Here is a 13,470-nt window from a genome sequence, read left to right as displayed (position 1 = left end):
TCATTTGGATGGGGGATTAAATGCTAGAAATAATTTGAAGAATAGACCATTCATCTACCTTCTTGTTACTTTAAGCTGTATTTTAGTAGTAAATAATCCTATTACTTATGAAAATTCTTATTCCACTCGACTTTTCAGAAAATTCCGAAAAAGCACTTCAGTTTGCCCTAAATCTTAATAAGGATCAAAATCATCAATTGATTTTGGTTCATGTGGTAGAAATCATTTATGATTTTGCATCACAGGCCGCTTTGGCATTGGACAGCATATATAAGGATTCTGAAAAAATGATGAAGGAACTCCAGTCCAAATACAGTACTGATCAGATTAAAATTAAAACCCTTGTCAAAGAAGGTACTCCCTCCATTACGCTGGCCAAAATAGCAGAAGAGGAAGATGTAGACATGATCGTAATGGGGACCAAAGGGGCTAGCGGGATGAGAAAGGTGATTGTAGGATCTACTGCGGCAAATTTGATCAAGGAGTCTTCTGTTCCAGTTTTATTGGTTCCAATTGGGATAGATATCACGGGGATCAGACGAATGGTTATAGCATTGGAATTTGCCAACCATGAAGAGGACTTTGTGGATTGGGTGTATCAGCGTGCGGTCAATTGGTTTTTTAGCTTTGAAGTATTACATATTGAGACGAAAGGAGATTTTAGAGAAAAGCTTTTAACGCTGGGAATTCAAAAGTACTTGGAAGATAACTATCCAAAATCACCCACCCTTTTTCATAAAAAATCTTCTCAAAAAGTGGATGAAGGCTTTGAACAGTTTCTCGAGGAAGAAGAGGATATATTGCTAGTGATGTGCCATAATCATATGGGGCTCTGGGATCAGTTCTGGTCAAAAAGTCAATCCCTAGAAATGGCCTATCATTCCAGAGTACCGCTTTTGATTATGGTTTAAATGCCAGATTAGGGACTACATTATCGGCCATGCGGGCTTAGTGATCACAGAAAAGCCTAAGGCATTGGTAAACCTTTGATCTGATTATAAAATCTGATTTCATCGGTTACCCAACCCTACTTGCCCGCTATGGCGGAAACCTTGAACCCAGAGCCTGGAACATTTTTTACCCCAATCTACCTTTTAACCCTTAACTTTTTGTACCTCAATACTCCATCGCATTTCCCATCAATTCCCCAATCCCAAACCATTTCTTTCATTTTGATGACCACCCTTCTACTTTATTGGCATGATAATCAGACAGAGCAAAGACAAATTGTACATCTTCCCAACTTCCCAACTTCCAAACCTCCCAACTTCCCAACCTCCCACTTTTTCAGCTTTCTGATTTCAAACTCCCTTCTTCCTCTCATGTGACAATTGTTACTGCTAAGGCTAGAGACAAGAAGGTACTTTTGTGAGGTAAAAAAATTAAATTTGAAATTATGGACATCATCATCCTAATTGGATATGCAGCCGCAATTATAATTGGTGTAAGCTTAGGGCTTATTGGCGGTGGAGGTTCTATCCTCACAGTACCGGTTCTCGTTTATATTCTTGATGTAGATCCGGTTTTGGCTACGGCTTATTCTTTATTTGTAGTAGGAGCTACCTCCCTAGTAGGTGCAGGAAACTACATGAAGCAAGGAAAAGTAGATTACAAAACAGCATTGGTATTTGCTATCCCTTCATTTATTGCTGTTTTCCTTACGCGTAAATTTTTGGTCCCTTGGCTGCCTGATCCGCTTTTCTCTTTAGGAGATGTAGCGATTTCAAAAAACATAGGCATCATGGTATTTTTTGCTTTAATCATGCTCGCTGCTTCGTATTCTATGATCAAGGACAAGAAAAAGGTCGAAGTGGAGGGTGAAGGCGAAGTGAAATTTAATATTCCCCTGATTGCAGTTGAAGGTTCGGTTGTAGGGGTGATTACAGGTATAGTTGGTGCAGGTGGAGGATTTTTAATTATTCCAGCTTTAGTGCTTTTGGCTAAACTTCCTATGAAAATGGCAGTTGGTACTTCATTACTCATCATCGCTGCAAAATCTCTAATCGGATTTTTAGGTGACTTAGGTAATCAAACCATCGATTGGCAAATGCTAATCATTTTCACGGGCCTTTCCGTAGTAGGTATATTCATAGGTAGTGCGCTTTCGAAAAAAATCAATGATAAGGTTCTCAAAAAAGGGTTCGGTTGGTTTGTTCTCATCATGGGGATCTACATCATCACCAAAGAGTTGATGGCGCTTTAATCATTTAATAAATTGGAAAAGTATATTAAAATCATTCTAGACGGCTATTATGGGTATTGGAATTACCTGACCTCAGAGATTCTCTACCCATCATGGCAAAACTATTTCTATTGGTTGATTGGACTTTCGGTAGTTGTTTTTGCTCTGGAAGTGATCGTGCCTTGGAGAAAGAGTCAACCTATCTTCCGAAAGGATTTTTGGTTGGATGTGTTTTATATGTTCTTCAATTTCTTCCTGTTTTCCCTAATCCTTTACAATGCCCTCTCCAATGTCTTTGTAGAGCTGTTTAATGACTTCTTGGGAGTTTTCGGGATCACCAATGTAGTGGCAATTCAAATTAATACCTGGCCGATCTGGGGACAGTTTCTGCTGATGTTCATTTTGGCTGATTTTATTCAGTGGAATGTACACCGCATGCTTCATCGAGTACCTTGGCTTTGGGAATTTCACAAAGTCCACCACTCAGTGGAGCAAATGGGCTTTGCTGCTCACCTACGCTATCATTGGATGGAGACCATTGTCTACAAGTCGGTACAGTACCTTCCTCTGGCGATGATTGGTTTTGGATTGGATGATTTCTTTATCCTTCACATCTTCACAATTGCGATCGGACACCTCAATCATGCCAACCTGAAGATTACCTACGGGCCATTGAAATATATTTTGAATAACCCTATCATGCACACTTGGCACCATGTGAAAAACTTGCCTTCGGATAAGCGGCATGGAGTCAATTATGGAATCACTCTCAGTCTTTGGGATTATCTATTCGGTACGGCCTATATCCCTCATGATGGAGAAAACGAACCCTTGGGTTTTGATAAAGTAGAAGAATTTCCTCAGACCTTCTGGTCACAAATCACCTATCCATGGCTGAAAAAGAAAGCTTAAAATCGCTTAATCCATTAAATAATTGGACTACAGTACTGATGCTTTCCCTGACTTTGGGGCTTGCTCCCTTTTTCCCAGAACCTCATATTTGGGGCAAAATAAAATGGGTAGCAGGCGGTGCCGTGGGGATGCAGTGGTTGGATTGGGGGGACCTTCTTTTTCATGGTTTCCCTTGGATTCTACTCCTTCGATTATCCGTTTTAGAGATTAAACGAAAAGTCAAACCTGCTGCTTAAGGCCTGTGACATTTATTACTGATTTTAGTCAGTCGAGCAGGTAATTTTGTAGCAGAATTTAAAATTAATCACTAGCAAAATATGTTTGACTTCTTTAAATCAAAACCAAAAAACTACGAGGACATTCCCGTAGGAGAATTCCACAACTTAATGCTTCAGCCCAACACGGTAGTCATCGACGTCAGAACAGCGGGCGAGTTTGCCGGAGGAAAAATCCGAGGAGCGAGAAACATCGATATCATGTCGAGGGATTTCGCGAAGCAGGTACAAAACCTACCAAAAGACAAGACCTACCTTATTTATTGCCGCAGTGGCAATAGAAGCGGACAGGCTTGTGAAATCATGGCAGACATGGGTTTTGAAAATTGTAAAAATATGGCCGGTGGCATCATGAGATGGCCTTTCGAAACCGTATAAAACCCTATTAAAAAGATATTATCAAGACTTTAGTTAAATGGCCTAAAAAGTGAGCATATTAAATTGGGTAAATGATGATACCAACGAAATAGTTTGAATTTGACTGGAGTCTTTCGGTAATGTGGCCCTTCGGGATTTTCGGTTTTGGAGTGCTTTGCAAACCCGTTAAGAAAATGACTTGGCTCGCGAGGTATCGAGAGAGACCCAGTCATTTTTAGGGTGGCAAAGCATGACAAAATTCCGCTGTGCACTAGGTTTTCATAAAATAGAAAACGTCACCAGCGGAAAGAAAAGAACGGGGCCAAGACTTTTGGATACTTTTGGTCTTCAAAAGTATCAAATAAAAAAGTTTTAAACAGCTTAAGATCAAGCCAAGCTTTTCAGTTTAGGCCAAATCATTTTTTACCTAACTCGCCTCGCCTGAAAAAGCAAAAAAAAATTATAAGGTCATTTACCAAGTGGAAAGACTAGCCTATTCATTAATAAATTTATCAAATTAGAATTGCGGACTAAACTTGTATTTTCATTAAATTATGGGTAGAACCATTTTAAGAGGCTGTTTCAAAAGTGAAGTTTGTCACATTGAGTACTTGTAAGACAAGAGTCTCAAAAAGGAAATATAGGCTAAAACGACATAAAAGGCCTTTATACTGCTCAGCTCCCGTTGGTAAGTTGCTCTAACTAACACTAGAGCGTTTTATGAGACAACCTTATCTGCACGAAAACCTAACCACCCACTTCTTTTCAAGTTTGGCTAAAACTGCTTTGAGTGGATTTGTAAATTGAGCTAGACCTTATTATCGTTTGGAAATCTTATTTAAACTAATCCCTTTTTGTCGGCTACAATGAAATCGATCCATGTCTTTAGGACTTTTTTGCAAATGCTTGGTTTTTCTGCCCTGAACCCTCGCTCTCCACATTTTAAAACTACTCCTCTTCATCTCTCTTCGCATCAGCTCGATAACCTGTGATTCGGAAACTCCAAACTGAGCCTCAATAGCCTCAAAGGGAGTTCGATCTTCCCAGGCCATTTCTATAATTCTATCTAGCTCTTCTTCTGATATTTTTGGCTTTTTTTCCATATCTCTCAAACTATGCTCCCTATAGAAGGTTTTACTGAGGTGAATAAAATCGCTCTAGTTTGGTTGAAGCGGGACCTCAGGCTTCAAGACCATCAGCCGCTGCAGGCAGCCATCGCCTCAGGTCAGCCCGTCTTGCTTTGTTATATTTTCGAGCCTTCCTTGGTTCAAGCTGCTCAAAGTGATACCAGGCATTGGCGGTTTGTGTGGGAATCCTTGGAGGACCTTCAGCTGCAGCTCGATCCCTTCCAGACTCAAATTGCTATTTTTTATGAGGAGGCGACTACCGTACTGCAAAGAATTCACCAAGATTTTAAGATCTGGAAAATTTATTCCCATCAGGAAACAGGCATTCAAGTCACTTTTGAGAGGGACAAAAAGGTAGGTCAATTCCTCAAATCTCAAAATATTCCTTGGCTTGAGTTTGCGCAGCAAGGGGTGGAGAGAGGTCGTAAAAACCGGAAAGGCTGGACCGAATTATGGAGAAAATTTGTGAATCAACCGCTAGCCAATCCTGATTTGAAAAAAGCTAATTTCTTTACTTTTCCACGAAGCTTTTGGGAAGATTTTCCACAAAACTCCATTCCGGAGACTTGGAAAACGCCCAACCCATCCATGCAAAAGGGAGGGGAGAGATTGGCCTATCGCTACTTACAAAGCTTCCTAGACGATAGGGTCAAAAACTACAATAAGCACATCAGCAAACCTGAACTTTCCCGAAAAGGCTGTAGTCGTCTTTCTCCTTATTTGGCTTGGGGCTGTATATCCATCAGGCAAGTATTTCAGCTTTCGCAAGAGAAAAAGAAGTCTGGATTTCAATCCAGAAACCTCACTAATTTCCAATCCCGATTGCAATGGCATTGTCATTTCATTCAAAAGTTTGAAATGGAATGCAGAATGGAATTCCAAGATCTAAATCAGGGCTTTCATAAAATGAAAGAGGAAGAAGATTCCGAAAAGGTAGAGCGTTGGAAGTTAGGTCAAACGGGGTTTCCATTGGTGGATGCCTGTATGCGATGCTTGAAGGAGACAGGTTACCTCAATTTCCGAATGAGGGCCATGGTAGTCTCCTTTTTGACGCACCATCTAGGGCAGCACTGGAAATATGGTGCCAATCACTTAGGAAGTATGTTTTTGGACTTCGAGCCGGGTATTCACTATCCCCAACTTCAAATGCAAGCCGGTGTGACAGGGATCAATACCGTTCGAATTTACAATCCCGTAAAACAGTCTCAAGATCATGATGGGGAGGCAGTATTTATCAAAAAATGGGTGCCGGAACTCAAAAGTTTACCGGCTTCTTTGATACACGAGCCTTGGAAAATCACTCCCCTAGAGCAGCAAGGGATGGGGTTTGTATTGGGTAGAGATTACCCCTTTCCAATCGTACATCCTGAGAAAGCAGCCGCAGCCGCAAGAGATAAAATATGGTCAGCACAAAAAGACCCTGAGGTACTGAAAGATGCCAAACGTATTTTGGCAAAACATACGAATGCGAAACGCTGGCCTTAAGAATTTCGCTGATTTTCAAAAAATATAAATTCCTAATAAATGGATTGTAAAATTTTTAACATCCCCCTGTTTCAAAAATCCCCCTTTACTCACCTTCGTCATTACCATGAAAAAATCTGATTTACCCTCCAAAATTTGTCCCGTCTGCCAGCGTCCTTTTACTTGGCGCAAAAAGTGGGAAAAGAATTGGGAAAATGTTAAATATTGCTCTAAGAGGTGTGCGGGTAACTCTAAAAAAGCTTAATCCCGATATACCATCGCAGACCAGGTGAGAAAAATAGCCAAAGGCACAAAGTAGCTGACGAAAACCACTACTGATGATTCTTTTAAACTCTGTCGGCTTATGCTGTGAAATCCCAAAACCCAAATGACTCCGTAAATCAATTCAAATAGATTCAGAGTGGCCAAGGGATAATGAAATCTTTGGGCGGTTTGATCTGGCCCTATCAGTGCCAAAAGCGATAGGGGACGGTATTGCTCTATTTCCAGAAAAGTACTTGCACTCTCAGGATTGATATAAACTAAAAACCTTATCAATTCAGGAAAAAGGAACACCACTTCTGCTACTAGGGCAAATTGCCAAAGTGATTTGAATGGGACCTTATAGCCTAAGAAAAAGGCACCCAACCAAAATAAAAAGGCAACCACGGTAAACTTCCAAAGCATAGCAAAGGGCGTCATCAAGTAGTCTAAAGTATTGAAAATATAAAAAAAGGTGAAAGCCCCTGAAGCCTCCAATTCTTCAGAATTGGGAACTGCATCCAAGATGAGGGAGTTGGTCAGATAGCGAATCAAAACAAACAGAATCAAAAGAAGGAAAAAATAAAGGCGCTTATCAAAATCTATCAGCTCCTGAATACGTTGTGCTAAGGGGGTATGTGCTTTAGGCATATTTAAGATTTTACCATTTCAAATCTACTGTATTGTAGCATATAAGCCCTAATTTTGCCTCATAATTCATAAATGACAATGTTGAAACACTTGAGTTTGGTACTTATACTCTTCGGTTCTTTGGGACTTCCATTGACTTGGGGCCAATCTGCCCCCGAAGATGACTTGAGTTTTGTGCCCTCACCTTATTTACTGCTGGATAGAGGACTTCAGTTTCGTGTGACCAAGTCCATCAACAGCATGTATGATTTCGATTTTGAGACAGCAGAGCGGGATTTCCAGGTTCTTTCCTATCAATATCCTAATCACCCGCTCCCTGATTTTTTAATGGCTTTGGGCTATTGGTGGAGGATTGAAGTGGATGTGACCAACAAAAAATACGATGACCTTTTTCTAGGATACATCGACCGAGCCAATGAAAAGGCGGAGAAAATGTTCGAAGAGGATGAGACCAATAAGGAGGCTGCTTTCTTCCTAGCGGCAGGATATGGTTTTCAAGGTCGACTTTTATCTGAGCGAAAAAGCTGGACCAGAGCGGCTTGGGCTGGTAGAACTGCCCTCAAATACATGGAATTAAGCAGGGGAGAAGAGGAGTTTAATCCCGAGCTTCTCCTGGGAGATGCGCTGTTTAATTATTTTTCTGTTTGGATTCCCGAAAACTATCCACTTCTAAGACCAGTGATGGCCCTATTTCCAAAAGGAGATAAGGAATTGGGCATAGAGCAACTTGAGAATGTGGCTTCAAATGCTTTTTATACGAGAATTGAAGCGATGTATTTCCTCTTTAGACTTTATGCCTCAGAGGAAAAAAAGCCCTATGAAGCCCTCCGGATTTCGGAATATTTACACAGTAAATTTCCAAATAATCCCTATTTCCACCGTTCCTATGCGAGACATTTGTACACCGTGGGTAGATGGTCAGAGTCGCTAGAGGAATCCCAAGAGATTTTGGACCGGATAGAGTCGGGGAAAACGGGATACGAATCCAACAGCGGGCGCTATGCGGCCTTTTTCATCGCGCAGTATTTTGAAAGAGTAGGAAATCAAGAAGAAGCCAAGCGATATTATTTAAAGACATTATCTTATGGCGAGGAATCCGAATCTCAGGAAAGTGGCTATTATTTGCATTCAATGGTCCAACTAGGACAAATTGCGATGAAAGAAAATCAAAATGCTTTGGCCAAAGAATATTTTAAGAAAGTAAAGAAATACGCAAAGCGTAAACACCCCGCTCATCAGGCTGCAAGGAATTTTATCAAAAAGAATAAACTTTAATCGAAACCTTTACGTTTTTAGAGTTTATAACAGGAGAATATTTGAAAATCCTGCTCCACAACTACTCTTTTGGAGGTAATCTTTGCTCAAAAGCTTGATTGAATTAAGAAAATTTTGATTTCCGCTCATCAAAAAGCATAAAATGATTTTAAAATTTTCCTTAAATATTATAAATTTGTGCCATATAAAATTTTGTAAATGCAAGAGATAATGGATAATAGCGTCAGAATCAAATTTGACAAAATCGACCGCAGGATTCTGGAAATTCTTCAAGGTAACGCGAAGATCACTAACGCTCAACTGTCAAAAGATATTGGACTTTCTCCCGCCCCTACCTTGGAGCGAGTGAAAAAGCTGGAGCAATCCGGAATTATCAAGAGCTATCACGCAAAGCTTGACCCCGAAAAAATCGGTCTTGGAGTCAGTACCTTTGTGTTGGTAAGCTTGATAGGACACAACAAGGCAAATATCGATGCCTTTATGAAAGAGATCAACGGAATCCCTGAGGTTATCGAGTGTCATCACATCACAGGTACGGGCGATTTCATCTTGAAAATAATCGCTAAAGACATCACTGCCTATCAGAAGTTGATGTTGGAAAAGGTTTCTGAAATCAAAGAAGTAGACTCTATGCAGTCCATGGTGATTTTGTCTACCTTCAAAGACTCTAAAGTTCTGCCTATACCCGCATAAAAAATCATTAATCAAACTATTGGGCTGTCTGGAGTTTTGGACAGCCTTTTTTTTTGCAGCTATGACACAAAACCCCTGGAAAACTCTTCAGAAAGAAAGTATTTTCGAAAACCCCTGGATCCGTCTAGAAAAGCATCAGATTATTAATCCTGCAGGTAATCCCGGCATCTATGGGAAAGTGCATTTTAAAAATAAGGCCATGGCCATTATCCCCATCGATAAAGAAGGAAATACCTGGCTGGTAGGACAATATCGCTATACCTTGGATGAGTATTCCTGGGAAATACCAATGGGAGGTGGCCCAATAGACCAAGATTTGCTGGATAGTGCCAAGCGAGAATTGAAAGAGGAAACAGGACTGATTGCAAAGAAATGGACGGAATTGCTCCGGATTCATACCTCCAATTCGGTGACGGACGAAGAAGGTTTGGTTTTCCTTGCAGAGGATTTGACGCAGGGTGAAACTGAGTTTGAAGAGACGGAAGTCTTACAGATCAAGAAGCTTCCTTTTAAAGAAGCCTTGGCTATGGTCATGTCAGGAGAGATTACCGATTCCATAAGTATAGCTGGTATTTTAAAGGCTGCCCGTATCTTGGGCTATTAAGGAATGACAATAAAAAATCACTTTCAAATCACCCTACAGCTCGCTTATCCTGTAGTATTGAGTCAGTTGGGGCAGGTGTCCGTGGGAGTGGCTGATAGCATGATGGTAGGTCAGTTGGGGGCAGTCCCATTAGCGGCATCCTCATTGGCCAACAGTATTTTTTTCGTTTTGCTAATGTTTGGTATGGGGGTTTCTATGGGGATTACTCCCTTGGTTTCCGTCGCGGAAGGTAAAGGAAAACCTACTCGAATAGGTCGACTTTTCCAACATGGCCTATGGATCAATCTAGCCACAGCACTTTTATTGACTACAATCATCCTGGGACTATCTCAAGGACTATACTATCTTAATCAACCCGAGGAGGTAGTGGATATTGCTATCCCGTATTTATTTGTGATTACGGCATCTCTTTTTCCATTTATGATATTTCAGACCTTCAAGCAGTTTGCAGAAGGGCTCTCCCAAACGCGCCAAGCCATGTACGTGACTATCTTTTCCAATTTAGTCAATGTCCTTTTGAACTGGATTTTGATTTTTGGGAAATGGGGAGCACCCGAAATGGGATTGATGGGGGCTGGCTGGGCTACGCTGATCTCCAGGATTTTAATGCCTGTTCTGATGGGACTGTATGTGATGAAATCCACTCGTTATCGGCCTTTTAATTTACAATGGACCGGTAAAAGGTTGAGTTTCCCTATGATCAATAGGGTTTTGAAAATTGGAATTCCTACAGGTTTCCAATATATCTTTGAAGTGAGCGCTTTTGGTTCGGCGGCAATTATGATGGGTTGGATCGGAGTAAATGCCCTGGCAGGACATCAGATTGCATTAAACCTCGCTTCTATTAGTTACATGATGGCTGCAGGTTTAAGTACTGCAGGAATGATAAGAGTAAGCAATCAGATTGGAAAAGGGAATTTGAAGGCTATGAGAGAAGCCGGGATGGTGGTTTTTGGGATGGTCCTGATATTCATGGCCTGCACCGCAGTTATATTTATTGTTTTCAGAGACTTTCTACCCACACTATACATTGACGATCCTGAGGTGATTGCCATGTCGGCTACACTGCTGGTGATTGCAGGGATGTTTCAGCTTTCTGATGGAGTACAAGTGGTCGGCTTGGGAGTCTTAAGGGGAATGGAAGATGTACGTTTTCCCACTTGGATCACGCTCTTGGCCTATTGGGTCCTTGGATTGCCTTTGGGTTATTTTTTGGCCTTCGAATTAGAATGGGGTGCTGTAGGCGTTTGGTATGGTTTACTGATTGGTCTCAGTATCACCGCAGTAGTGTTGTTTTACCGATTTCATAAGCTAAGTCTTAAGCTAAAAAAGGAGAATGATTTTTCTTAATCATCTTTTGTTTTTGAAATCTGATTTTGAAGATTTAGTTTCATTCAGCCAGTGAAAGAATACATCTATTGTAGTTGGTACTACCTCGACTTTAATGAAAAGACCAAAAAAATGATTTCTATTAAAATCAGTGACAAATCAATCTGCTAACGCAACAGTTTAAATTGGACTGGAATCTTTTGTTCATGGGGCCCTTCGGAATTTTCGGTTTTGGAATGCTTTGCAAACCCGTGAAGAAAATGACTTAGTCACGAACTTGTTTCGGGAATCCAGTCATTTTTAGGGTGGCAAAGCAGTACAAAATTCCGCTGCGCACTAAGTTTTTACAAAATAGAAAACGTAACCAGCGGAAAGAAAAGAACGGGGCCAGGACTTTTGGATACTTTTGGTCTTCAAAAGTATCATAAAAAAAAGATTTAAACAGTTAAAGATCAGGCCAAGCTTTTCAGTTTAGGCCAACTCATTTTCATACCTTAATTGTCTCGCCTGACAAACCAAAACAAAAAGTTATAATGTCATTTTCAAAGTGTAAAGACTAGTCTATTCATTTATAAATTTATCAAACGAAAATTTCGGACCAAACTTGTCTTCTTATTAAATTAAGGGTTGACCTTGTAGTTTTTCCCGAACAAAGATTTACTCTAGTCTTAGCCATTCGCAGTGATGTTTCCAAGTATTATCTATTTTTGCATCACCTATGAAGTTCCTCCCTTCCTTCTTTACTATTGATTTTTTTCTGCTCTGTGCGAGTTCCTTTCTCTTTTTCTCCTCTTTCAATATGATTATCCCTGAGCTTCCAGCTTACCTTACTTCTTTGGGCGGAGCGGAATACAAAGGCTTGATTATATCCTTATTTACACTTTCAGCAGGTTTATCACGCCCATTTAGTGGGAAGTTGGCAGATAAAATCGGTAGAATTCCGGTGATGATGTTCGGCGCCTCGGTCTGTTTTGTGATCAGTCTTCTTTATCCTTTGATGAGTTTTGTAAGCGGTTTTTTATTCCTCCGCTTTATTCATGGCTTTTCTACAGGCTTCACCCCCACAGGGACCTCAGCTTATGTGGCAGATATTGTTCCTTTTCAGAGGAGGGGAGAAGCCATGGGGATTCAATCTCTTTTTGGTTCATTAGGGATGGCAGCCGGCCCAGCAATTGGAGGGTGGATAGCGAGTATTTGGCCGATTGAGATTTTGTTTTATTCGGCTTCATTTACTGCTATTCTATCTATTTTGATTTTACTAAAGCTGAAAGAAACCTTGGAAGAAAAGGAACCGCTTCGGTTGGGACTTTTTAAGCTGAAACGAGATGAACTGATAGAGAAAAGAGTATTAGCTCCTTCTTTGGTTTTGTTTTTCTCTGTCTTTTCTTTTGGGGTGGTTTTGACCATCATCCCTGATTTTTCTGCCCATTTAGGAATTGCCAATAAAGGACTTTTCTTTGCGGTTTTCACTTTATCAAGCTTAGGAATACGATTGATTGCGGGGAAAGCTTCGGATCGCTATGGTCGCATTCCTGTACTTCGAGCAGCTACTTTATTTATGATGGGGAGTATGGTGTTGATTGCCTTTTCAGAAACTAAAACAGCCCTTATGGGAGCAGGAGTAATGTTTGGCTGTGCAGTAGGTATGAACAGCCCTACCACCGCAGCATGGGTGATTGACCGATCACTGAATGCTTACCGAGGTAGAGCCTTGGCTACCATGTATATTTTTCTCGAGGCAGGAATTGGTATTGGAGCGGTAGTTTCGGGATGGCTCTTTGCCAATGAGGTGGAAAATTTCAAATTGGTCTTTCTCACCGCTGCCAGTATGGCTGCAGTAGCCTTATTGGTCTTGTTTTTTGTGAAAGAAAAGACCAGGTTTGAAGACAAGCTTTGAGCCAGAGCTTGTTAATCTTCTGCCTTGTCCATTTACGGATTTTATGGATTAAATCCCCAACCCCGCTTGCCCGCCGCGGTAACCTTTAACCCAGAACCCTTAACAATTCCTCCCCAAAATTTCATCGTACTTCCCCTCAATTCATCAACAATCGTTTCCATTCGCCACGGCGAACAAGTTCTTGCTGGCATTGACATCGTGGTTTCCGATAAAATCTCGGGCCAGCACTGGGGTCACCGACATGCCTTCATACACCGCATTCCGTTCGGCGTTCCCCCTCACTTCATACGGGGCTATTCATAGTTTGACCCCTTCAGGGTCAGCTTGGTTCGCCTTTGTGCTCGTTGTAAAATGAGCTAGGCCCGAACCTGCCTTTGCCGGTAACCTTGAGCCCAGAACGCTCAACAATTCCTCTCCAATACCTAAATGGCGCAATGTCTTCA

14 protein-coding genes are annotated in these 13,470 nt (G+C 41.1%); 12 read left to right on the top strand and 2 right to left on the bottom strand.

Annotated features, from left to right (window positions below):
- Positions 1 to 107 precede the first annotated feature (107 nt).
- The 5 genes from BLQ57_RS13490 (at position 108) to BLQ57_RS13465 (ending at position 3,747) form a co-directional block, all read left to right on the top strand.
- The gene (locus BLQ57_RS13490) at positions 108 to 911 is read left to right on the top strand and encodes a universal stress protein (RefSeq protein WP_087939736.1); all 804 of its coding nucleotides are present in this window, start codon (positions 108 to 110) and stop codon (positions 909 to 911) included.
- Between the two features lie 485 nt (positions 912 to 1,396).
- Positions 1,397 to 2,203, top strand: a complete 807-nt coding sequence (locus BLQ57_RS13480) for a sulfite exporter TauE/SafE family protein (RefSeq protein WP_087939734.1) — start codon at positions 1,397 to 1,399, stop codon at positions 2,201 to 2,203.
- A 12-nt stretch (positions 2,204 to 2,215) separates the two neighbouring features.
- A complete protein-coding gene (locus BLQ57_RS13475; RefSeq protein ID WP_087939733.1) occupies positions 2,216 to 3,094 on the top strand; it encodes a sterol desaturase family protein in 879 nt (292 codons plus the stop codon).
- The gene (locus BLQ57_RS13470) at positions 3,073 to 3,330 is read left to right on the top strand and encodes a hypothetical protein (RefSeq protein WP_087939732.1); all 258 of its coding nucleotides are present in this window, start codon (positions 3,073 to 3,075) and stop codon (positions 3,328 to 3,330) included. The genes BLQ57_RS13475 and BLQ57_RS13470 overlap by 22 nt, the downstream gene beginning before the upstream one ends.
- 81 nt (positions 3,331 to 3,411) lie before the next feature.
- Positions 3,412 to 3,747 carry a rhodanese-like domain-containing protein gene (locus BLQ57_RS13465; RefSeq protein ID WP_087939731.1) on the top strand — a complete coding sequence of 112 codons (336 nt, stop codon included), beginning with the start codon at positions 3,412 to 3,414 and terminating at the stop codon, positions 3,745 to 3,747.
- Positions 3,748 to 4,544: 797 nt separating this feature from the next.
- On the opposite strand, the gene BLQ57_RS13460 is transcribed toward BLQ57_RS13465, so the two are convergent.
- Positions 4,545 to 4,829, bottom strand: coding sequence for a TIGR03643 family protein (locus BLQ57_RS13460; protein ID WP_087939730.1), 285 nt, complete (start codon positions 4,827 to 4,829; stop codon positions 4,545 to 4,547).
- Positions 4,830 to 4,841: 12 nt separating this feature from the next.
- Here BLQ57_RS13460 and BLQ57_RS13455 point away from each other — a divergent pair, with 12 nt between their 5' ends.
- Positions 4,842 to 6,338 carry an FAD-binding domain-containing protein gene (locus BLQ57_RS13455; protein ID WP_169712748.1) on the top strand — a complete coding sequence of 499 codons (1,497 nt, stop codon included), beginning with the start codon at positions 4,842 to 4,844 and terminating at the stop codon, positions 6,336 to 6,338.
- 106 nt (positions 6,339 to 6,444) lie between these two features.
- Positions 6,445 to 6,582 carry a DUF2256 domain-containing protein gene (locus BLQ57_RS13450; RefSeq protein WP_087939729.1) on the top strand — a complete coding sequence of 46 codons (138 nt, stop codon included), beginning with the start codon at positions 6,445 to 6,447 and terminating at the stop codon, positions 6,580 to 6,582.
- Here the strand turns inward: BLQ57_RS13450 and BLQ57_RS13445 are convergent.
- Positions 6,579 to 7,229, bottom strand: coding sequence for a sulfate ABC transporter permease (locus tag BLQ57_RS13445; RefSeq protein WP_087939728.1), 651 nt, complete (start codon positions 7,227 to 7,229; stop codon positions 6,579 to 6,581). The two genes, BLQ57_RS13450 and BLQ57_RS13445, sit on opposite strands and share 4 nt — an antisense overlap.
- Before the next feature lie 72 nt (positions 7,230 to 7,301).
- On the opposite strand from BLQ57_RS13445, the gene BLQ57_RS13440 reads away from it, so the two are divergent.
- From BLQ57_RS13440 to BLQ57_RS13415, 5 genes are all read left to right on the top strand, one after another.
- Complete coding sequence (locus tag BLQ57_RS13440) at positions 7,302 to 8,504, top strand: tetratricopeptide repeat protein (RefSeq protein WP_087939727.1); 1,203 nt, start codon at positions 7,302 to 7,304, stop codon at positions 8,502 to 8,504.
- 210 nt (positions 8,505 to 8,714) lie between these two features.
- Positions 8,715 to 9,197 carry an Lrp/AsnC family transcriptional regulator gene (locus BLQ57_RS13430; protein ID WP_073569973.1) on the top strand — a complete coding sequence of 161 codons (483 nt, stop codon included), beginning with the start codon at positions 8,715 to 8,717 and terminating at the stop codon, positions 9,195 to 9,197.
- 61 nt (positions 9,198 to 9,258) lie between these two features.
- The gene (locus tag BLQ57_RS13425) at positions 9,259 to 9,801 is read left to right on the top strand and encodes an NUDIX domain-containing protein (protein WP_087939725.1); all 543 of its coding nucleotides are present in this window, start codon (positions 9,259 to 9,261) and stop codon (positions 9,799 to 9,801) included.
- Between the two features lie 3 nt (positions 9,802 to 9,804).
- Positions 9,805 to 11,151, top strand: coding sequence for an MATE family efflux transporter (locus tag BLQ57_RS13420; protein WP_087939724.1), 1,347 nt, complete (start codon positions 9,805 to 9,807; stop codon positions 11,149 to 11,151).
- 697 nt (positions 11,152 to 11,848) lie between these two features.
- Entirely contained in the window at positions 11,849 to 13,027 is a 1,179-nt protein-coding gene (locus BLQ57_RS13415) for an MFS transporter (RefSeq protein ID WP_087939723.1), read from the top strand.
- The last annotated feature ends 443 nt before the right edge of the window (positions 13,028 to 13,470 follow it).

Origin of the sequence: Algoriphagus faecimaris, assembly GCF_900101705.1 — a bacterium.
Lineage (GTDB): Bacteria > Bacteroidota > Bacteroidia > Cytophagales > Cyclobacteriaceae > Algoriphagus > Algoriphagus faecimaris.
This window is presented reverse-complemented; position numbering and strand designations above follow the sequence as displayed.